Here is a 21,698-nt window from a genome sequence, read left to right as displayed (position 1 = left end):
GCCGGCTCAGCGCGCGCGGCGCACGTGCAGCTGGGTCATCAGTGCGCGCAGCGCCGCGGGTTTCACCGGCTTGGCCAGGAAGCCCCAGCCGCGCTCCAGCGCCAGCGCGCGCATCGCCTCGTCGCGCTCGGCGGTCACCAGGATCACCGGCGGCGCACTGCCCCAGCGTTCGCACAGGCGCGTGTAGAGCGTCGGTCCGTCGGTGTCGCCCAGCCGTACATCGAGCAGCAGCAGGTCGGGCGATCCGCCCGGTGTCGCCGCCGCCATCGCAGCCTCCGGCCCGGCGGCCAGGCCCACGTCGCATTCCCAGCGCTCGAGCAGCGCCCGCGTGGCGTCGCAGACGCGCGGGTCGTCGTCCACGCACCACACGTGGCGGCCGCGCAGCGGCGAACCGTCGTCGACCTCGGCCGGTGGCGATGTCGCATCGGCGATGACGGCGCCGGCGACGCCACGCGGCAGGTCCACCCAGAACACGCTGCCACGCCTCAGCTGCGAGCGCAGGCCGATGCGGTGCCCCAGCAGTCGGCCGATGCGTTCCACGATGGCCAGGCCGAGACCTGCCCCGCGATCGTTGGCCACGCCGTCGTTCAGGCGGCGGAACTCCTCGAAGATCTCCGCCTGCAGGCTCTCGGGAATGCCCGGTCCCTGGTCGTGCACCTCGACGCGCACGCGCTCGCCCTGGCGGCGCACGCCCAGCAGCACCCGTCCGCGCGGCGTGTAGCGGATCGCGTTGGAGAGGAAGTTCTGCAGGATGCGGCGCAGCAGCGCTTCGTCGCTGCGGACGACCAGACGCGTGGGCACGTTGTCGAGGGCGAGGCCGCGCGCTTCGGCGACCATGCCGAACTCGCGAACCAGCGTTTCCAGCAGCGGCGCCAGCGCGAAATCGCGCACGCGGGTCGGCAGCGCGCCGGATTCCAGCCGGGCGATGTCGAGCAGGCTGTTGAGGATGGCGTCCTGCGCGGCGAGGGCGTTGTCGACGTGGTCGGCGATGCGGCGTGCCTCGTCGTCGTGCAGGCGGCCGCGCAGCGCCGAGACGAACATGCGCGCGGCGTTCAGCGGCTGCAGCAGGTCGTGCACGGCCGAGGCGACGAAGCGGGTCTTGTAGCGGTTGGCGTTCTCGGCGGCGCGGGTGGCGTCGGCCAAGGCGCGTGTGCGTTCCTCGACCCGGTGCTCCAGCGCATCGGCCAGCGAGCGCAGTTCGCGCGCGGCGTTCTTGTAGCTGGTGATGTCGGCGTAGCTGGTGACGAAGCCGCCATCGGGCAGCGGGTTGCCGCGGATCTCCAGCACCACGCCATCGTCCTTCTCGCTCTCGCGCATGTGCGGCTTGCCGCTGCGCAGGTGGTCGAGACGACGCTGGATCGCGTCTTCCACCGGGCCGGGACCGAGCAGGCCGCGCCGCGCGTTGTGGCGGAACACGTCCTCGATCGGCCGGCCGACATGGATCAGGTCGGGCGGGAAGCGGAAAAGCTCCATGTAGCGCGAGTTCCACGCCACCAGCCGCAGGTCGGCGTCGATGATGACCACGCCTTGGGGCAGGTGTTCCAGGCTGCGGCTGAGGCCGGCGTCGGCCGAGCGCGCGGCTTCGACGATGCCGTCCTGCGCGGTGCGCAGTTCCTGTGCGTGCTGCTGCAGCACCGCTTCCAGTTCCTCGCGGCTGCGCCGCTGCAGCAGGGCGATGCGGCGGCGCTGCTGCATGAAGAGTGCGAGGAACGCCAGCGCCAGCCAGCCGCCGCCGGCCGCCAGCGCGGCGCTGCGTCCGGCGGCGGTGATCGCCGACGCGTCGTGCAGCAGGTGCAGCTGCCAGCCTTCTTCCGGCAGCGCGATCGACTGCCACAGCACGGCGCCGGGCAGCAGCGGATCACGCAGCTGCACGCGCCGCGCGCCCTCGCCCGGCGCCGACAGGTCCTGCACCTGCAGCGGACGCAGGGTCTGTCGCGCGTACTGGCGCGTGGCGGTGAGCTCGCGGCGGTCGGCGTCGCTCAGCGGCCGCAGCGTGCGATAGCGCCAGGCATCCTGGCTGGCCAGGAAGATCACCCCGTGCGCGTCGCTGACCAGCACGATGTCCGGGGTCTGCAGCCATTCCTGTTCCAGCGCGTCGAGTTCGATCTTGATGACGACCAGGCCGGCGACCGCACCGTCGTCGCCGGTGATCGCCTGCGAGAGGAAGTAGCCGGGCTCGCCCGTGGTCAGGCCGATGCCGTAGAACTGGCCGCGCCCGTCGCGCAGCGCCTGCTTCACGTACGGCCGGAAGCTGTAGTCCTCGCCGACGTTGCTGGTGGGCTCGCGCCAGTTGCTGGCCGCCAGCGCGATGCCGTGGCGGTCGATCAGCGTCAGCGTGGAGGAGCGGGTGACGCTGTTGGCGTCTTCCAGGCGCTGGTTGAGCGCAGTGCGGCGCGCGTCGTCCACCGGCGAGGTCAGCGCCGCGCGCAGGTCGGGGTCCTGCGCCAATACTTGCGGCAGCGTGCGGTAGCGATCGATGCGCTGCTGCAGTGCCTGCGCGTGCAGGTCGAGCTGGCGTGCCAGCTGCGCGGTCTCGGCGCGCTGCGCGCGTGCGCCCGCCCAGTGATAGGCCAGCGCCATGACCACGCCGGCACCGCCGAGGATCGCCAGTGCGACGAGCAGGATCAGGCGGTGGCGGCGGACGCGCGGCATGGGGCAAGTCTACGGGCGTGCCGCTGCATCCGCGCCGGCTAGTACCAATAGGTTATCGGTGCCGCGGCGATGCGGGGGTACAACATGTCGGCCCCGGTTCCGTGGGCGACGCCATCCGCCCCGGAGTCCTGCCATGCATCTGGCCGATACGCCCTTCGTGCCGCCGCCGCGCCAGCCGCTGTACAGGCAGCTGTACTTCCAGGTGATCGTGGCGATCGTGCTGGGCGCGCTGCTGGGGCACTTCGAGCCCGCGCTCGCCGAATCGATGAAGCCGCTGGGCGATGCCTTCATCAAGCTGGTGAAGATGATCATCGCGCCGGTGATCTTCCTGACCATCGTCACCGGCATCGCCGGCATGACCCACCTGCGCACCGTGGGCCGCGTGTTCGCCAAGGCGATGGCCTACTTCCTGTTCTTCTCCACGCTGGCGCTGGTGATCGGCATGGTGGTGGCGCACGTGGTGCAGCCCGGCGCCGGCATGAACATCAACCCGGCCGACCTGGACCAGTCCGCGGTGCAGGACTACGTGCAGAAGTCGCACGAGCTGTCGTTGGTCGGCTTCCTGATGGACATCATCCCGAAGACGCTGGTCAGTCCGCTGGTGGGCGACAACATCCTGCAGGTGCTGTTCGTGGCGGTGCTGTTCGGCCTGTCGCTGGCCTTGGTGGGCGAGAAGGGCCGGCCGGTGCTGACCCTGCTGGAGGCGCTGACCACCCCGGTGTTCCGGCTGGTGCACATCCTGATGCGCGCCGCGCCGATCGGCGCATTCGGCGCCATCGCCTTCACCATCGGCAAGTACGGCGTGGGCATGCTGGTCAACCTGGCGTGGCTGGTCGGTTCGTTCTACCTCACCTCGCTGCTGTTCGTGATCGTCATCCTCGGCCTGGTGTCGTGGTGGTGCGGGTTCTCGATCTTCCGCCTGATCCGTTACCTCAAGGCCGAACTGCTGCTGGTGCTGGGGACGTCGTCGTCCGAATCCGCGTTGCCGTCGCTGATGGAGAAGATGGAGCGCGCCGGCGCGTCGAAGTCCGTCGTCGGCCTGGTCGTGCCGACCGGCTACTCGTTCAACCTGGACGGCACCAACATCTACATGACGCTGGCCGCGCTGTTCATCGCGCAGGCCACCAATACCGAACTGAGCCTGGGCCACCAGATCATGCTGCTGCTGGTGGCGATGCTGAGCTCGAAGGGCGCCGCGGGCGTGACCGGCGCCGGCTTCATCACGCTGGCGGCGACGCTGGCGGTGGTGCCGGAAGTGCCCGTCGCCGGCATGGCGCTGATCCTCGGCATCGACCGCTTCATGAGCGAGTGCCGCTCGCTGACCAATTTCACCGGCAACGCGGTGGCCACGCTGGTGGTCGCGCGCTGGGAGAACGCGCTGGACCGCGATGCGCTGGCGCGCGCGCTGGGCGGGCCATCCGCCCCGATCGCCGCCGCGCCGGATCCGGCCGCGGGTCCGGGCGACCCGACACGACTTACGGCCGACTGACGCCGGCCACACCACGTCTTCAGAGGAGGGACTGAAAGATGCATACGTTCAACCGACGCTCCGCCCCGTTGCGGAGCGGTCTGACCCTGGCCTTGCTTGCGGTGATCCATGCCGCCGCGGCGCAGGACGCCACGCCGCCGGCCGAACCGGCGCCGCAGTCGGCACCCGCCGAGGAGCCCACCACGCTCGACAAGGTCACCGTGGTCGGCTCGCACATCCAGGGCGCGTCCACCACCGACGCGCTGCCGGTGATGGTGGTCGGCGCCGAACAGATCGACGCCGCCGGCGCGATCTCCGGCGACGAACTGATGCGCACCATCCCGCAGATGGGCGACGTGCTGTTCGACGCGTCCAACAACCCGCAGACCAGCAACGCCGCGCGCGGCGACGTCAACTCGGTCAACCTGCGCTCGCTGGGCGTCGGCAATACGCTGGTGCTGCTCAACGGCCGCCGGCTGGTGCAGCACCCGACCAGCCAGGGCACCTCCGACACCGGCACGGTGCCGGTGCAGAGCTTCAATTCCAATGCGATCCCGGTCTCGGGTCTGGACCGCATGGAGATCCTGCTCGACGGTGCGGCCGCCATCTACGGCGCCGATGCCGTGGCCGGCGTGGTGAACACCGTGCTGCAGACCGACTTCGACGGTGTCAGCGCCAGCACGCGCTACGGCGGCGCGGAAGGCACCGGCATGAACGAGTTCGAGGTGAACCTGTTCGCTGGCCGCAACTACGACCGTGGCAACGTCTCGCTGTTCCTGAACTACACCGACCGTTCCGAGCTGATGGCGGACGACCAGGACTTCACCGCCACCGACGACCTGCGTGCGCTGTTCGCCGACTATCCGGATTTCGCCGGCCTGGCCGCGCTGGATGGTCGTTCCTCGCATACGCCGTGGGCGCGCCTCACCGTCGGTCCGCGCGCGGTGATCCGCTCCAACGGGACGGCGGTGACCAACACCGCCGGTGCGTTCCGCGTGCAGCCGTCGAGCTTCGGCTGCGGCGTCAGCCTGGGCAACGACCTGTGCCTGGCCAGCGGCAACCACAACTTCAACACCACCAACCGCGAGATGCGCTACGACACGCGCCACGGCACCAGCGTGCGGCCGTCGGTGGAGCGCATCAACCTGTTCCTGACCGGCCATTACGACGTGGCCGACAACATCGAGGCCTTCGGCGAGATCGGCTTCTACCATGCGGTCAGCGAGGCCACGCAGCCGCCGGTGGTCAACCTCAACAGCCTGTGGATTCCCGCGACCAACTACTGGAACCCCTTCGGCGCCGCCACGCTGCCCGACGGCACGCCCAACCCGAACCGCCTGCCCGGCCTGACCGGCGTGCCGGCGGCCGGTCTGCCGGTGCAGATGAGCAACTACCGCTACGTCGACGCCGGCTTCCAGCGCGTGCGCGTGGAGAACTACCAGGCGCGCGTCCTCGCCGGCCTGCGCGGCGACTGGCACGGCTGGAACTGGGAGACCGCGCTGCTGTATTCCGAGGCCGAAGCCGAGGACCGCTCGCCCAACATCAACATGACGCTGTTGCAGCAACAGCTGGCGCTCGCCACGCCGGATGCCTACAACCCGTTCAGTGGCGGCTGCGTGTCCACGCCGACCTATGGCGACTGCTCGCCGAGTTCGCAGGCGGCGATCGACGGCATCGTGTTCGACCTGGTGCGCGAATCGCGTACCACGCTGACCATGGCCGATTTCAAGATGAGCCGTGGCGACCTGTTTGCGCTGCCGGCCGGCAGCGTCGGCATGGCGTTCGGTGCGGAAGCGCGCCGCGAGACCCAGCGCGACGACCGCGATGCCAACCTCGACGGCACCAACACCTTCACCGACCTGGTCACCGGCGAGACCAACCTCAGCAACGTGGCGGCGGTCAGCCCGAACCCCGACACGCGCGGCTCGCGCAACGTCGGCTCGGCGTATGTCGAATTCGCCGTGCCCCTGGTGTCGGAGGACATGGGCATTCCGCTGGTGCATCGCCTGGACATGCAGCTGGCCGGCCGCTACGAGCATTACTCCGACTTCGGATCGGTCGCCAAGCCCAAGGTGGCGCTGGCGTGGGACCTGGTGGAGGGCGTGCGCCTGCGCGGCTCCTACTCCGAAGGCTTCCGCGCGCCGAACCTGGAGCAGACCAACGCCACCCAGTACGCGCGCCTGGCCAGCGGCGTGGACCACATCCGCTGCGAGGCCGACCTGCGCGCCGGCCGCATCGCGTCGTTCAGCGCGTGCGGCCAGAACACCGCGGGCGCGTCGCTGCTGGTGGCGGGCAATCCGGACCTGGAACCGGAGGAGAGCACCAACACGTCATTCGGCCTGGTGTTCCAGCCGACCTTCATCCCCGAGCGCTTCGGCAACTTCACCTTCACCGTCGACCGGTGGAAGATCAAGCAGGAACAGATCGTCGGCCTGCTGGGGGCGCAGACCGCGCTGACGGTGGACTACCTGGCACGCGTGGGCGGCGGCAGCAATCCCCTGGTGGTGCGCGAGGCGCCCACGCAGGAAGACATCGATGCCTTCGCCGGCACCGGCATCGATCCGGTGGGCCGCGTGGTCGCCATCAACGACCGCTTCATCAACCTGCAACCGCAGACCGCCGGCGGCCTGGACTTCGGCGTGGACTGGTCGCTGCGGCGCACGCGCTTCGGCTCGTTCTCGGTCAACCTCAATGCCACGCGCCTGCTGGAGTTCACCCGCGATCCGGGCGACATCGTCAACGCGCTGTATGCGGCGCGTGCGGCCGGCACGATCGATCCGCTGACTCCGTTGCCGGACTCCACCCAGCTGATCGGCCAGAACGGCCGCCCGGAATGGCGTGCCAGCGGCTCGCTGACCTGGAACACGTCCGCCTGGCGCGTCGGCTACTCGGCGCAGTACATGAGTTCGTTCGAGCAGCCGCAGCTGCTGGGTATCTCGGGCGATCCGTGGGTGGTCGACCAGCGCCTGACCCACAACCTGTACGGCCAGTACCGCTTCGCCGACGGCACCGCCGTGCGCCTGGGCGTGCGCGACCTGACCGACGAGGGCCCGTCGCTGGCCGACGGCGGTTACCGCGGATCGCTGCACAATCCGTGGGGCCGCTACTGGTACGTCAACATCGCCCGTTCGTTCTGAGGAGTCTGCACCCGCGATGCGAAGCATGAGCCGCCGCTGGATCGTCGCTGCATTGGCCGTGCTGGGCACGGCCGCGCTGCCTGCCAGCGCGGCCGGGACGGAAGCCGAACCGGCTTTCGCGCCGATCGCATGCCCGGCGTCCGCCAGTCCGCAGATCGACTGCTACGAAGCCCGCGATGCGAACGGTGCCTGGATGATGGTGGCGATGCCGCGCACCTGGAACCGGCGGCTCATCGTGCATGCGCACGGCGGGCCGCGGCTCGGCGCGCCGGAGGCAGGCGATTCCGCCGAAGACCTCGACCGCTTCGCGGTGATGGTGCGCGAGGGTTATGCATGGATCGGCACGACCTACCGCCGCGGCGGCTATGGCGTGCGGATGGCGGCCGCCGACGTGGACGTCAGTCGCCGCGCCTTCTGGACGCGCTGGGGCCGGCCGGAGCGCACGCTGCTGCATGGGCAGTCGTGGGGCGGCAACGTGGCGGCGAAGGCCGCAGAGCTGTACGCGCTCGACATCGACGGACGCCCGAACTACGACGGCGTGCTGACCACCAACGGCCTGCTGTTCGGCGGCACGCGCGGCTACGGCTTCCGCGCCGACCTGCGCGCGGTCTATCAGTACTACTGCCGCAACCATCCGGCGGCCGATGAAGCGCAGTACCCGGTCTGGCAGGGGCTGCCGGCCGGCATGACGATGACGCGCGACGGGCTGCGCAGGCGCGTGGATGCGTGCACCGGCGTCGATCAGCCGGCCGCGAAGCGCACACCGGCGCAGGCGGCGACGCTGCGCGACATCCTCGCGGTCACCGGTGTGGCCGAGAAGCAGCTGGTCGCGCACCTGGCGTGGGGCACGTTCCACTTCCAGGACGTGGTGCAGAAGCGGCTCGGTGGTCGCAATCCGTTCGACAACGCGAAGACGGTGTATCGGGGCTCGCAGGACGATACGGCGCTCAACGCAGGCGTCGAGCGTTTCAGCGCCGATCCCGCCGCCGTCGCCGCGCTGGCCTACGACGCCGACCTGTCCGGACTGATCGTGCTGCCGACGGTCACCGTGCATGCGCGCCATGATCCGACCGTGTCGTACGAGGCCGAAGCGGCCTACAAGGCCACGGTCGATGCCGCCGGTCGCGGCGACCTGCTGCTGCAGGCGTTGACCGACGAAAGCGACCACAGCCGCCTGCAGGATGCGACGTACGCAAGCGCGTTGCAGGTGCTCGAACAGTGGCTGGATAGCGGCACGCGTCCCGCCGTGACCGCGTTCGCCGAGACCTGCGGCCGCGTGTCGCAGGTGCGTGGCGAATGCCGCTTCATCGCGCCCTGAGCCTGCGCTGCATGTGCATGGCGTGATGCAGCGCCGCAATCGGCCGGGTCCGGCCCCGGCGGGGAAGGGGTAGAATCGCCACTCCCCCGCCTTCATCACAGGCACCGTTTCCGCAATGACGAACGACGATTTCAAGCAGGCCGCGCTGGAATACCACCGCGTGTCTCCGCCCGGCAAGATCAAGGTCGCACCGACCAAGCCGATGCTGACCCAGCGCGACCTGGCGCTGGCCTACTCGCCGGGCGTGGCCTACGCCTGCGAGGCGATCGTCGAGGACCCGAAGGCCGCCAGCGAGCTCACCGCGCGCGGCAACCTGGTGGCCGTGGTCACCAACGGCACCGCCGTGCTGGGCCTGGGCAACATCGGTGCGCTGGCCGGCAAGCCGGTGATGGAAGGCAAGGGCGTGCTGTTCCAGAAGTTCGCCGGCATCGACGTGTTCGACATCGAGATCGACGAGACCGATCCGGACAAGCTGGTCGACATCATCGCCTCGCTGGAGCCGACCTTCGGCGGCATCAACCTGGAAGACATCAAGGCGCCGGAGTGCTTCATCGTCGAGCGCAAGCTGCGCGAGCGGATGAAGATCCCGGTGTTCCACGACGACCAGCACGGCACGGCGATCATCGTCGGCGCGGCGGTGGTCAACGCGCTGGAAGTGATCGGCAAGAAGATCGGTGACGTGAAGCTGGCCACCAGCGGCGCCGGCGCCGCCGGCATCGCCTGCCTGGACATGCTGGTGGCGCTGGGCCTGAAGCCGGAGAACATCCTGGCCTTCGACCGCGATGGCGTGATCTACACCGGTCGCCCGAACCTGGACCCGGACAAGGCGCGCTATGCGCGCGACACCGACAAGCGCACGCTGGCCGAGATCGTGGAGGGCGCGGACATCTTCCTGGGCCTGTCGGCCGGCGGCATCCTCAAGCCGGAGATGGTCGCCACGATGGCGGACAAACCCGTCATCCTGGCGCTGGCCAACCCGAATCCCGAGATCTCGCCGGCCGATGCCAAGGCCGTGCGCCCGGACGTCATCATCGGCACCGGCCGCAGCGACTATCCGAACCAGGTCAACAACGCGCTCTGCTTCCCGTACATCTTCCGCGGCGCGCTCGATGTCGGCGCCACGGTCATCAACGAGGACATGAAGGTCGCCTGCGTGCACGCCATCGCCAAGCTGGCGCGGCGCGAGGCCTCCGACCTGGGCAGCGCCTACGGCGACGACGTGCCGTGCTTCGGTCCGGAATACCTGATCCCGCGTCCGTTCGATCCGCGCCTGCTGGTGGAAGTGGCGGCGGCGGTGGCGCAGGCGGCGATGGACAGTGGTGTCGCGCTGCGTCCGATCGCCGACATGTGGTCGTACCGCGAGAAGCTGGGCCAGTTCGTCTACCGCACCAGCCTGATGATGAAGCCGGTCTACGACCGCGCGCGCGCCGACAAGAAGCGCGTGGTCTACGCCGAGGGCGAGGAAGAGACCGTGCTGCGCGCCGTGCAGACGGTGATCGACGAAGGCCTGGCGTTCCCCATCCTGATCGGCCGTCCGGACGTGATCGAGGCGCGCCTGCAGCGCCTGAGCCTGCGCATGCGCGCCGGCGTCGACTTCGAGATCACCAACCAGGACGACGATCCGCGCTTCAACGACTACTGGCAGCACTACCACGCGCTGACCTCGCGCCGCGGCGTGACGCCGGCGGCGGCGAAGAACCTGATGCGTTCGCGGCCCACGCTGATCGCGGCGGTGATGGTGGCGCGCGGCGAAGCCGACGCGATGATCACCGGCCTGGTCGGTCGCTTTCACAAGAAGCTGGGCTACGTGCGCAGCGTGATCCCGCTGGACCCGGGCGTGCAGTCGACTTCGGCGATGACCGGCGTGATCAACAACCAGGGCGCGTATTTCTTCCTGGACACCCACGTGCAGGACGACCCGACCGCCGAGCAGATCGCCGAGGCCACGCTGCAGGCGGCTTACCGCCTGAAGCTGTTCGGCATCGAGCCGCGCATCGCGCTGCTGTCGCATTCCAACTTCGGCAGCCACGAAACGCCGGGCTCGCTGAAGATGCGCAAGGTGCGCGAGCTGCTGTTGAAGCGCAAGCCCGACCTCAACGTCGACGGCGAGATGCAGGGCGACACGGCGTGGGACGAGATCCTGCGCAACCGCATCATGCCGGGCAGCACGCTGAGCGGCCGCGCCAACCTGTTCGTGCTGCCCAATCTGGACGCGGCCAACATCGCCTACAACATGGTGCGCGTGGTCACCGACGGCGTGGCGATCGGCCCGATCCTGATGGGCATCTCGCGGCCGGTACACATCCTGACCACCAGCGCCACCCCGCGCCGGGTGATCAACATGACCGCCATCGCCGCCGTCGATGCGCAGATCCGCCTGCAGCGCGAAGCCGAGCGCAACGGGCCGGGTTGAGCGGCGGCGGGACGACAGGCATGGAGAACGCCCCGCATGCGGGGCGTTTTTCTTTGCGGGTGGCCGGGAGTTGAGGTGTGGGAGCGACGTAAGTCGCGATGAAGCGTTACCGGTGGTCCATCGCGACTTACGTCGCTCCCACATCCCACATCTCTACGCCTGCTAGCTTTCTTCCTCGCCATCCAGGATCCGCCGTTGCAGCGCATCCAGGTAGGCATCGGCGTCGGCGCTGGATTCGAAGATCTCGTCCATCGGCACGGCCTGCACGATCTCGATGACCTTGCGGATCTGTTCCTGCGGGTGCACCACCAGCAGGCGGCCTTCGTGCGGGGCCAGTGCCTTGCGCGCCTTCAGGATGCTGCGTACGCCCGCGCTGCTGATGTAGTCCAAGTGCGCCAGGTCGAGTACCAGAGCCTGCGGGCGGGCGGCGAGCATCGGCGCCAGCGCGTCGTCGAGCTGGGCATGGCTCTGCGTGTCCAGCCGGCCGCCGAGCAGCACGTACTGGTTGCCGTTGACCGGCGGATAGACCTCAATCTCCAGCGTCATCAGGCATCTCGTCGTCGCGGGTCTGCCGGAGGTGGTGTCCGGCGCGGCATTGGCATGACGCTGGATCGTAAATCAAATGTGAGACGAAGTGCGGTGACCGTGGCGCGGACGGCTCAGTCGTCGTCCTCGGCGGCATCCAGTACCCGGCGCTGCATCAGGTCGAGATAGGCATCGGCTTCGGCGGTGGACGAGAAGATCTCGTTCAGAGGCACCGCCTTGACCATGTCCAGCACCTTCTGGATCTGCGGCTGCGGATTGACCAGCAGCACCTTGCCGCTGTGTGGGGCCAGTGCCTTGCGCGCCTTGAAGATCGAACGGATGCCGGCGCTGCTGATGTAGTCCAGCCCCGACAGGTCCAGCACCAGCGAGTGCATCTGGCGATTCAGCAACGGCGCCAGGGCTTCGTCCAGATCCTCGTAGGTGTGCGTGTCGAGCCGTCCGCGCACCGACACGCGCTGGCTGCCCGTGCCCGGGGGATGGAAGGTGATGTCCAGGCTCATGCGGAGGTCTCCTCGGTGGGGATGCGCAGGGACAGGCGCAGGATGTTGTAGTTACCTATTCGCTGATACGTGGCCATTTCGGCCACCTGCCGGATCATGTGCAGGCCCAGGCCGCCGATCGGGCGGTCCAGGATGTCGACATCCAGGTCGGGCGCAGGCTGTTCCAGCGGATTGAAGGCGGCGCCGCTCTCGCGGAATTCCAGGGTCAGCACCTGCCCGCGGATGGCGATGTCCACGCGCAGCTCGCGTTCCTCATCGTCCAGGCCCTGCGGCACGCCGTGCTCGATGGCGTTGCTGGCCAGTTCCTCGACGATCAGCCGCACGTCGCCCTGGATCGCGCGGCTGACGCCGTTGTTGGCCAGCACGGCCTCCAGCGAAGCATTGAGGTCGTCCACGCGCGCGTGCTCACGCGGGATGAACAGTCGCATCTGCATCTGCGTTCTCCTGGGTTGGCGGAGCTTCGGGGGAAGCGGCGCCGCTGTCCAGCCGGCGACGGATGGCCAGGGCGGTGATGTCGTCCGATTGCGGGGCGGGATCGGTAAACGCATGAACCCGGGCGATCAGTGCCTCGCACTGTTCGCCGGCGGTGACACCGGGCTGCAACGCCTCGGGAATGCGTTCCGCGCCGAAGGCGATGTTGCCGACGTCGAAGGCCTCGGTGATGCCGTCGGTCCAGGCCAGCAGGGTGGCGCCCGCCGGCAGCTGTCCCGACCACAGCGGGAAGGCGTCTTCCACCTCGAAGCCCAGCGGCGGGCCGGGCGGCACCGGCAGCAGTTCGTGGTGGCCGTCGGCATGCAGCAGCAGCGGCGCGTCGTGGCCGGCGCTGGCCAGCACGCAGGCCCCGCTGCGCACGTCCACGCGCCCGCACAGCACGGTGGCGAACATGCAGGCGTCGTTGCCCTGCACCAGCCGGCGCGAGGCTTCGGCCAGCACGCGTTCCGGCGAGGGATGGGTACTGGCCGCCACTTCCAGCACGGTGACGGTGCGCGCCATGAACAGCGCCGCCGGCACGCCCTTGTCGGAGACGTCGCCGATGGCGAACCACAGGCAGTCCGGATCGGTCTGGATGAAGCAGTAGAAGTCGCCGCCGACCGCCTTGGCCGGTTCCAGCCGCGCGTAGGCTTCCAGGTGCGCGTGTTCGCGGTCGATCACCAGGCCGGGCGGCAGCATCGCCTGCTGGATCTCGCGCGCGATCGACAGTTCGCTCTCCAGCTTCTGCCGGGCTGCGGTCATGTCCTCGATCTCGCGCAACTGCTGCCGGATCGAGCCACGGGCCTGCTCCAGCGTGCGCGCCATCTGGCCCACCTCGTCGCGCCGAGCCAGGTGTGGCACGGGCACGTCGTAGTCGCCATGCGCCAGTCGCGCTGCGGCCGACGACAGGCCTTCCACCGGCTGGCTGATGTGGCGCGCCAGCTTGCTCACCACCAGCATGCAGACCAGTGCCAGCAGCGTGCCGATCGCCACCAGCAGCCACAGCGCCTGCGCCAGACGATCGGTGATCAGGTCGTACGACTGCGCGACCAGCAGGCTCCAGCCGCTGTCGCCGATCGGCTCCACCACCGTGTAGCGTCGCTCGCCGCTGACGGCGTCCACGTGCACGTGCTGCAGGTGCCCGCGCACGCGCACCGCCTGCGCGGCGTCGCGCAGGTCGATGCGGCCGGCGCGGGCGATGTACTCGTCCAGCGTCTCCAGGCGCTCGACGCCGACTTCGGGATTCAGGGCCAGCGTGCCGGCGGGTGCGACCAGCGACACCCGCCAGCCCGGCAGGTGGGCCAGCGAGTCGATCGGGTCGGTCAGGCTGGCCAGCGGGAGGTCCAGGCTGACCATGCCGCGCGTGCGCGCGCCACGGCCGGGTTCGCGCAGCGGCATGTTGTAGGTGACCATCCACACCTGGCCGGCGGTCTGGCTGAGATAGGGTTCGGACCACCAGCCGCCGGGCGAGGCGACGGTGCGCTGGTACCAGCCCTGGTCGCGGAACGGATAGCCGTCGGCAACGAAATCGCGGTCGCGTCCGTTGCGGGCCACGTAGCGGGCGAAGGGCGCGTCGCCGCGTTCGCGGGGTTCCAGGATCAGCAGCCCCCCGGCGCAGCCCGGCGTGGCCTTCACCATCGCGCGCAGCGTGGTGACCAGTTCGTCGGGCGACAGTTGCGCACTGCCGACCAGGTCGGACATGCCCTGAGTGGTGATGGTCACCACGTGCAGCGCGCCGTCGAGCCGCTGCGCCGCCTCCTGCGCGGTCGCATGGGTGTCGCGGCGCGCATCCTCCAGGATCATGCGGCGCGCGAACCACGCCGTCGCCAGCACCAGCAGCACCAGCAGCACCACGTTGACCAGGCCCGCCCACAGGGCGATGCGCGTGCGCAGGCTGCTGCGCCAGTGCGCGGCACCGGCATCCTGCACTGGCACGACATCGTTGGGCACTGCGTTGCGCATGCCGATCCCGATCGCTGCCTTCCCCTGGAGGCCGATCATACGCCCGCGCCGCGTGCTGCATCGCAATAATCCAAAGGTCTGATTTTGGTGTGGTGGTTGTCCCGGGACAGGCACGCAATGTCCTTTCCATACGCCTGCGTAGCCAGGTCCCGCGCGGGGTGCGTGCGTTACACTTCAAGGCTCTACAAGAACGGCACCGCCGCGCCCCACGCGTGGCGCAACAGGAGTGGGAATGAACTGGTTGAACGAGATGTTGCAGAGCGATCCGGATCCGCAGGAATCCCGCGAATGGATCGATTCCATGCAGGCGGTGATCGAGAAGAACGGTGCCCTGCGTGCTCACCAGTTGCTCGAAGGCATGGTCGAAGTCACGCGTCGCGCCGGTGCCTACCTGCCGTTCTCGCCCACCACCGAATACGTCAACACCATCGCGCCGCAGAACGAGGCCAAGAGCCCCGGTGACGCCGCGCTGGAATGGCGCATCCGTTCGATCATCCGCTGGAACGCGATGGCCACCGTGGTGCGCGCCAACCGCAAGCCCGGCGACCTGGGTGGCCACATCGCCAGCTTCGCCTCCGGCGCCACGCTGTACGACGTCGGCTTCAACCACTTCTGGCGTGCGCCGAGCGACAGCCATCCCGGCGACCTGCTCTTCATCCAGGGCCACAGCGCGCCGGGCATCTACGCGCGCTCGTTCCTGGAAGGCCGCATCAGCGAGCAGCAGCTCGACAACTTCCGAATGGAAGTCGACGGCCAGGGCATCTCGTCGTACCCGCATCCGTGGCTGATGCCCGATTACTGGCAGACCCCGACCGTGTCGATGGGCCTGGGCCCGCTGGCGGCGATCTACCAGGCACAGTTCATGAAGTACCTGGAGCACCGCGGCCTGATCGAGAAGTCCGACCGCAAGGTGTGGTGCTTCATCGGCGACGGCGAGAGCGACGAGCCGGAAACCCTGGGCGCCATCGCGCTGGCCGGCCGCGAAGGTCTGGACAACCTGATCTTCGTCGTCAACTGCAACCTGCAGCGCCTGGACGGCCCGGTGCGCGGCAACGGCAAGATCATCCAGGAACTGGAAGGCGTGTTCCGCGGCGGCGGCTGGAACGTCATCAAGCTGCTGTGGGGCAGCTACTGGGATCCGCTCCTCGCCCGCGACACCACCGGCATGCTGAAGAAGCTGATGATGGAAACCGTCGACGGCGAGTACCAGAACTGCAAGGCGTTCGGCGGCAAGTACACGCGCGACAACTTCTTCGGCAAGTACCCGGAGACGGCGGCGATGGTCGCCAACCTGTCCGACGACGACATCTGGCGCCTCAACCGCGGCGGCCACGATCCGCACAAGGTCTACGCGGCCTACCACGAGGCGGTGAACACCAAGGGCATGCCCACGGTGATCCTGGCCAAGACGGTGAAGGGCTACGGCATGGGCTCGGCGGGCGAATCGCTCAACCCGACCCACCAGACCAAGAAGCTGGACGACGAAGCCATCCGCACGTTCCGCGACCGCTTCAACATCCCGGTCAGCGACAAGCAGCTGGAAGAGTCGGCGCAGGTGCCGTTCTACCACCCGGGCGAGGATTCGCCGGAAATCCAGTACCTCAAGTCGCGGCGCGCCGCGCTGGGCGGCTACCTGCCGCAGCGTCGCCGCAAGGCCAGCGAGTCGTTCGAGACGCCCAAGCTGGACGCCTTCGACCGCCTGCTCAAGAGCACCGGCGAGCGCGAGATCTCCACCACCATGGCGTTCGTGCAGGGCCTGAACATCGCGCTGCGCGACAAGCAGGTCGGCCCGCGCCTGGTGCCGATCGTCGCCGACGAGGCGCGCACGTTCGGCATGGAAGGCATGTTCCGCCAGATCGGCATCTACGCGCCGTTCGGCCAGAAGTACAAGCCGGTCGATGCCGACCAGCTGATGTACTACCGCGAGGACCAGTCCGGCCAGGTGCTGCAGCAGGGCATCAGCGAGCCGGGCGCGATGTCGTCGTGGATGGCCGCGGGCACCAGCTATTCGGTCAGCAACGTGCCGATGCTGCCGTTCTACATCTATTACTCGATGTTCGGTTTCCAGCGCATCGGCGACATCGCCTGGCAGGCGGCCGACATGCGCACGCGCGGCTTCCTGCTCGGCGGCACCGCCGGCCGCACCACGTTGAACGGTGAAGGCCTGCAGCACGAGGATGGCTTCAGCCACGTCATCGCCGGCAGCATTCCCAACGTGCGCAGCTACGACCCGACCTTCGGTTTCGAGGTGGCGGTGGTGCTGCAGCACGGCATGCAGAAGATGCTGCAGGAGCAGGTGGACGAGTACTACTACGTCACGCTCATGAACGAGAACTACACCCACCCGGAGATGCCGGAAGGCGCCGCCGAGGGCATCATCAAGGGCATGTACCTGCTCACCGACGCGGGCAAGCCGAAGAAGGGCGAGCTGCGCGTGCAGCTGCTGGGCAGCGGCACCATCCTGCGCGAGGCGATCGCGGCGGCCGAGTTGCTGGACAAGGATTTCGGCGTGACCGCCGACATCTGGTCGTGCCCCAGCTTCAACGAGCTGCGTCGCGACGGGTTCGACGCCGAGCGCTGGAATCGCCTGAATCCGGAAGCCAAGTCGCCGCGCAAGGCATACGTGACCGAGCTGCTGGAAGGCCGCCAGGGCCCGGTGATCGCCGCGACCGACTACGTGCGCGCCTACAGCGACCAGATCCGCGCCTTCGTGCCGGCGTCGTACACGGTGCTGGGCACGGACGGCTTCGGCCGCAGCGACACCCGCGCCAACCTGCGCCGCCACTTCGAGGTGGACCGCTACTACATCGCCCACGCCGCCATCGCCGCGCTGGCGAAGGAAGGCAAGATGACCGCCAAGGACGTGTCCCGCGCGATCAAGCAGTACAAGATCGATGTGGAGAAGGCGAACCCGGTTGGGGTTTGATCTTTAGTGCGGGAGAAAGGGCGCCAAACAGGCGCCCTTTTTTTGTGCCTTTCCTGATAGCGCACCTGCCCACTAAAACCTGTCATAGCTAGCCTACTCGCTACTAGTCCACACACGTGTGCATGACATACGAACCATTGTGGCTAGGTTCCATAGCCTCGTGAGCAGCATTCCGAGACGTGCGATTGGCTCCAGCGACTCGATGCATCGATAGCTTCTATTCGACGAAAAGTCGCAATGTCAGCAAAACTTAAGTAGATATCTTCGCCGCGCATCGCGTTGGTGGGTCTACAAGGAGAGCAAATCTCCCTGCGACCCCGCTGTTCTTTCCTGGCATATCTAGCCTTCGTCGTCGTCCGCCAGCAAAAGATCGATTTGAGCCTTAAGGCGCTCTTTGTCCGCGTTGTAGAAGGGTTGTGGAACCACCAACCAAGCTCTCCGACCACGCCCAAGGCGAACGGGAATCTGATCCATCCCTGCGGCATCCGGGATTGAGTTCGGGGCCGTCACAAGCTCGGCCATCGTAGGGGGGTCTCCCTGACGCTGGGTATTTACAGCGGGATCTACGACCGGAACTGCCTGCGCGATGGGCTGAGACGAGTCCTCTGATCTCACCTCAACGTTTGGCGACCCATCTTCTACCTCTGCTGGCGTGCCAGCGAAGCTCACGGATCGGCGGAACACTTGGATAAATGACTCGGCTCCGGCAGGCGTAAACCCTTGCTGTATGAGGTCGTAGCGAAGGGTTGCATCAGAAGGCAAGTGTTCCGCGTACTTATCAAGCATCTCGGCGAAAATAGGTGGTGTGCGAAGCCACTGATGCAAGATCTTGGCTCGCATGCTCTCGTTGGGTGCATACGTATAGCTTTCGAATTCCTTGCTGACAGCCAAGTGCCCATCCTTCGGTCGCTCAAGCAATCCGTAGTACCGCAATGAAGCGAGCATAGAGAGTGCCGCCCCGTTATTCGCGCTCTTGTAACCGAGATCCTGCGCCACAACGTCCGTGGGAACAGCGTGCCTGCGCTCCTTGCCGTAGACCTTGTTGACTCGATCAATCGCTTCATCGAGTGCGATTGAGGGGGCTCGGGGACTCTTTTTGCGTGGGCTTGCCATGAGCGAGATATCCTTATACTTTAACGACGTATATCTTAAACTTATTCTTGGTTTTGGCGCATGTCAACCGCGGAGCTATTTTCCATTGTGGCCTAAGAGGTTTGACATTCTTTGTGAAGCTCCTAAACTCGGTGTTCGCAATTCGCGAATGTTGAATTCGAGGCTGGAATGAAGCAACTCGTTCTCAAACCACATGATGTGGTGGTCGCCCTGCGTTTAGCTTTGGCGGGTTCTAGCCGACCTTCTATGGCGGTCTTAGGAAATGAGCTCCATTTGGCGACATCGGAAGTTCATAGCAGCATTCGGCGTTGCCAACTCGCAAGGCTCGTTATACGCAGCGAGTCGGCTGACAATCAGGTAGCGCGAGCGAGCCTTCTTGAGTACTTGACGTCTGGAGTTCGGTACGCCTATCCAGCAATGCTGGGGACACTCACTAGCGGTGTTCGTACCGCTTACGCGGCCAAGCCGCTAGCAGATGTCATCGTGCAGTCCCACGAAATGCCGCCGGTATGGCCACACCCTCTCGGCACTTCTCGCGGTGTGGCTTTGACGCCGCTGTATCCTGGCGCACCTGCAGCAGCAGAGAAGAATCCAAAGTTGTATGAGTTGCTTGCGCTTGTAGACGCGATACGGATGGGCACTGCTCGAGAGCGCATGCTTGCGGCGCAGATGCTTGAGGAACACCTGCCGTGAATCCAGATGATCCGAATATCGGGATGCTGCAGGCGATTGCAAATGCTTTGGGCGACCTCACCGACGAGTTGGTATTCGTTGGTGGCTGCGCAGTTGGGCTGCTCATAACGGAGCCAGCCCGCCCACCTGCGCGCGCTACCACTGACGTAGATGTGATTGCCGAAGTCATTTCATACAACGAGTACCGCAGGCTGGGGGAGCGATTAAAGAGCGCGGGCTTTGCCGAGAACAGCGATCACACGTGCCGGTGGCAACTGGGACAGTTGCTAGTGGATGTGATGCCAACCACCGAGGTGCTGGGGTTCAAAAATGCTTGGTACGCAGAAGCAACACGACAGGCGACGCCGCGTGATCTCCCTAGCGGAAAACGTATCCGGCTTGTATCTGCTCCTCTCTTCTTGGCAACTAAGATAGAAGCATTCCATGGCAGGGGCGATGGTGACTACGCATCCAGCCGAGACATTGAAGATATTGTAACGGTCGTCGATGGTCGCACCGAATTGCTGGGCGAAATCCGCGGCAACGTGCCGGATGTCATCGCATATCTCAAGGACGAAGTTGACGAGCTTCTCTCAACGCCTAGATTCGTTGAATCCATTGCATATCACCTGCATCCGGATTCCGCGAGTCAAGCGAGAGCGCCAATGATCATCGAAAGGTTCCGCAGCATAGCTGGTTTATAATTCGCTCTCGTACTCCGGCAAGAAAAGTCAGAGCCTTTGTGAGCAACGCTAACACTGATGGTTGAGTCTACTGCGGATCATTTCGAAGCCTACGATGGGCTTGAGATCAAACAGTAACGGCTTCCCCACGCCGCAGGGCCGCAGATGGGTTGGGGCCCAGCTGCATCGCATTGCAAGCCATGTCGGTGGGTTTGAGCCCAGCCTTTGTATCTCCCGATTACGTCGATAGAATCCCTCCCCCCCTCCCGCCAGCGAGCTTTGCCGCCGCCATCGCGTCGCGGCATCCCCCACTGGAGTTCCTGCATGTCCCGTCCACTAGCGCCCGCCGGGCGCCTGTTCGCTGTCGCCGCCTTCATTGAGGGCCTCACCTGGGCCGGGCTGCTGATCGGCATGTGGCTCAAGTACGGGCCGGTGGGCAACGAACTGGGCGTGAAGATCTTCGGGCCGCTGCATGGTGGCGGCTTCATGTTCTACGTCGTGGTCACCGTGCTGTCGGCCCTGCGCTTGCGCTGGCCGTGGTGGGCCACGCTGCTGGCGGTCATCGCCGCCGTGCCGCCGCTGGTGACCGTGCCGCTGGAGATGTGGTTCCGGCGGATCGGATTGCTCAGCGCACGCGCCTGAGATTACGAGGTGGCGGGCCGAGGCCCGCCCTACGACGGACGGGCGCGTGTCCTTCGCATAGACTGCGGCGCTCCTTGCTGCCTGTCCGCCCATGAGTACGCCCTCCCGCCTGTCCGAGTTGCGCCTGCTGCTGGGCATCGAGCGCAACACCACCCGCCACGGCGAGAAGTGGATCTCCGGCCTCGGCGCACTGCTGGGCATCCTGTCCGTTTACTGGCTGACCCGCTGGACGTTCCCCGAACACGCCGCCGGCGCCGTCGGTGGCGCACTGATGGTCACCTCGATGGGCGCCTCCGCCGTGCTGCTGTTCGCCGTGCCGCAGGGTGCGCTGTCGCAGCCGTGGGCGGTGGTGGGCGGCCACCTGCTGTCCGCCGTCATCGGCGTGAGCTGCCAGAAACTGTTTCCCGGCCATGCCTGGACCGCCGCCCTCGCGGTCGGCCTCGCCGTGCTGGGCATGTACTACCTGCGCTGCATCCACCCGCCGGGCGGCGCCACCGCACTGGCCGCGGTGATCGGCGGCCCGGACGTGCACGCCCTCGGCTACCACTACGTGCTGATGCCCATCCTGATCAACGTCGTGGCGATCCTGGCGATGGCCATCGCCTTCAACGCGCTGTTCCCCTGGCGGCGCTACCCGGCGCACCTGCATCTTCGTCGCGAAGCCTCGCGCATCACCCAGCCCGCCCAGCGCCAGTTCGAGCTGACCCAGGAAGACTTCGCCGCGGCGATGGAACAACTCAATTCCTACGTCGACATCACCACCGAGAACCTCACCGAGCTGCTGGAACTGGCCAAGCAGCACGCCGAGAGGAACATCACCCACCCGCAGGACATCCTTCCCGGCCGCGCCTACAGCAACGGCAAACTGGGCAAGTTGTGGAGCGTGCGGCGCGTGCTGACGCAGGAGGAACCGCCGGCGGACGCTGCGGCCGACCGCCTGCACTACCAGGTGATCGCCGGCGAACATGTCGGCCAGGCCGGCGACTGCAGCGCCGACGAATTCCGCGCATGGGCGCGCTTCGAAGTGGTGCCGCAGGGCCGCGGACGCTGGATGAAGGCCGATTGATGTGGTTCCGGCGGATCGGGCTGCTCAGCCTGCGCGCGTAATTGTCCGTGCAGGCGGGCCAAGGCCCGCCCTACGGGGGCCCAAGGTTTCGTCACCACCATCGTGACGGCGCACCCAACCGATTCGGTG

At 67.1% G+C, this 21,698-nt stretch carries 14 protein-coding genes; 8 read left to right on the top strand and 6 right to left on the bottom strand.

Going from position 1 to position 21,698, the window contains the following annotated elements; genetic code table 11:
- Positions 1 to 6: 6 nt before the first annotated feature.
- Positions 7 to 2,652: a PAS-domain containing protein gene (locus tag ASD77_RS04480; protein ID WP_055937905.1), complete on the bottom strand. Its 2,646-nt coding sequence runs from the start codon at positions 2,650 to 2,652 to the stop codon at positions 7 to 9.
- 133 nt (positions 2,653 to 2,785) lie between these two features.
- On the opposite strand from ASD77_RS04480, the gene ASD77_RS04475 reads away from it, so the two are divergent.
- The 4 genes from ASD77_RS04475 to ASD77_RS04460 all read left to right on the top strand — a co-directional run bounded on the left by ASD77_RS04475 (position 2,786) and on the right by ASD77_RS04460 (position 10,988).
- Positions 2,786 to 4,141, top strand: a complete 1,356-nt coding sequence (locus ASD77_RS04475) for a dicarboxylate/amino acid:cation symporter (protein ID WP_055937902.1) — start codon at positions 2,786 to 2,788, stop codon at positions 4,139 to 4,141.
- A 38-nt stretch (positions 4,142 to 4,179) separates the two neighbouring features.
- Complete coding sequence (locus tag ASD77_RS04470) at positions 4,180 to 7,257, top strand: TonB-dependent receptor (RefSeq protein ID WP_055937900.1); 3,078 nt, start codon at positions 4,180 to 4,182, stop codon at positions 7,255 to 7,257.
- A 25-nt stretch (positions 7,258 to 7,282) separates the two neighbouring features.
- Positions 7,283 to 8,575 (top strand): hypothetical protein, encoded by a 1,293-nt coding sequence (locus ASD77_RS04465; protein WP_055937897.1) that lies wholly within the window; start codon positions 7,283 to 7,285, stop codon positions 8,573 to 8,575.
- A gap of 115 nt (positions 8,576 to 8,690) precedes the next feature.
- A complete protein-coding gene (locus ASD77_RS04460) occupies positions 8,691 to 10,988 on the top strand; it encodes an NADP-dependent malic enzyme (protein ID WP_055937893.1) in 2,298 nt (765 codons plus the stop codon).
- A 162-nt stretch (positions 10,989 to 11,150) separates the two neighbouring features.
- Here the strand turns inward: ASD77_RS04460 and ASD77_RS04455 are convergent, their stop codons facing one another.
- The 4 genes from ASD77_RS04455 to ASD77_RS04440 form a co-directional block, all read right to left on the bottom strand.
- Positions 11,151 to 11,537, bottom strand: a complete 387-nt coding sequence (locus tag ASD77_RS04455; protein ID WP_055937889.1) for an STAS domain-containing protein — start codon at positions 11,535 to 11,537, stop codon at positions 11,151 to 11,153.
- Positions 11,538 to 11,647: 110 nt separating this feature from the next.
- Positions 11,648 to 12,034 (bottom strand): STAS domain-containing protein, encoded by a 387-nt coding sequence (locus tag ASD77_RS04450; protein ID WP_055937886.1) that lies wholly within the window; start codon positions 12,032 to 12,034, stop codon positions 11,648 to 11,650.
- The gene (locus ASD77_RS04445; RefSeq protein WP_055937882.1) at positions 12,031 to 12,468 is read right to left on the bottom strand and encodes an ATP-binding protein; all 438 of its coding nucleotides are present in this window, start codon (positions 12,466 to 12,468) and stop codon (positions 12,031 to 12,033) included. Before ASD77_RS04445 ends, ASD77_RS04450 begins: the two co-directional genes overlap by 4 nt.
- Positions 12,440 to 14,467, bottom strand: a complete 2,028-nt coding sequence (locus tag ASD77_RS04440) for a SpoIIE family protein phosphatase (RefSeq protein WP_162247588.1) — start codon at positions 14,465 to 14,467, stop codon at positions 12,440 to 12,442. Before ASD77_RS04440 ends, ASD77_RS04445 begins: the two co-directional genes overlap by 29 nt.
- 232 nt (positions 14,468 to 14,699) lie before the next feature.
- On the opposite strand from ASD77_RS04440, the gene aceE reads away from it, so the two are divergent.
- Complete coding sequence (gene aceE / locus ASD77_RS04435; RefSeq protein ID WP_055937876.1) at positions 14,700 to 17,393, top strand: pyruvate dehydrogenase (acetyl-transferring), homodimeric type; 2,694 nt, start codon at positions 14,700 to 14,702, stop codon at positions 17,391 to 17,393.
- A 339-nt stretch (positions 17,394 to 17,732) separates the two neighbouring features.
- Here aceE and ASD77_RS18015 read toward each other — a convergent pair whose 3' ends face one another.
- Positions 17,733 to 18,506, bottom strand: coding sequence for a hypothetical protein (locus tag ASD77_RS18015; protein ID WP_156383466.1), 774 nt, complete (start codon positions 18,504 to 18,506; stop codon positions 17,733 to 17,735).
- 689 nt (positions 18,507 to 19,195) lie between these two features.
- On the opposite strand from ASD77_RS18015, the gene ASD77_RS17655 reads away from it, so the two are divergent.
- From ASD77_RS17655 to ASD77_RS04425, 3 genes are all read left to right on the top strand, one after another.
- Positions 19,196 to 19,882, top strand: coding sequence for a hypothetical protein (locus ASD77_RS17655; RefSeq protein ID WP_156383465.1), 687 nt, complete (start codon positions 19,196 to 19,198; stop codon positions 19,880 to 19,882).
- A 303-nt stretch (positions 19,883 to 20,185) separates the two neighbouring features.
- Positions 20,186 to 20,503: a DUF3817 domain-containing protein gene (locus ASD77_RS04430; RefSeq protein ID WP_055937873.1), complete on the top strand. Its 318-nt coding sequence runs from the start codon at positions 20,186 to 20,188 to the stop codon at positions 20,501 to 20,503.
- A gap of 91 nt (positions 20,504 to 20,594) precedes the next feature.
- On the top strand, positions 20,595 to 21,569 hold the full coding sequence (locus ASD77_RS04425; protein WP_055937870.1) for an HPP family protein: 975 nt from the start codon (positions 20,595 to 20,597) through the stop codon (positions 21,567 to 21,569).
- Positions 21,570 to 21,698 lie beyond the last annotated feature (129 nt).

It is taken from the genome of Pseudoxanthomonas sp. Root65, assembly GCF_001427635.1.
GTDB lineage: Bacteria > Pseudomonadota > Gammaproteobacteria > Xanthomonadales > Xanthomonadaceae > Pseudoxanthomonas_A.
Note: the sequence above shows the minus strand (reverse complement) of the source record. Positions and strands in the feature narration are given on the sequence as shown.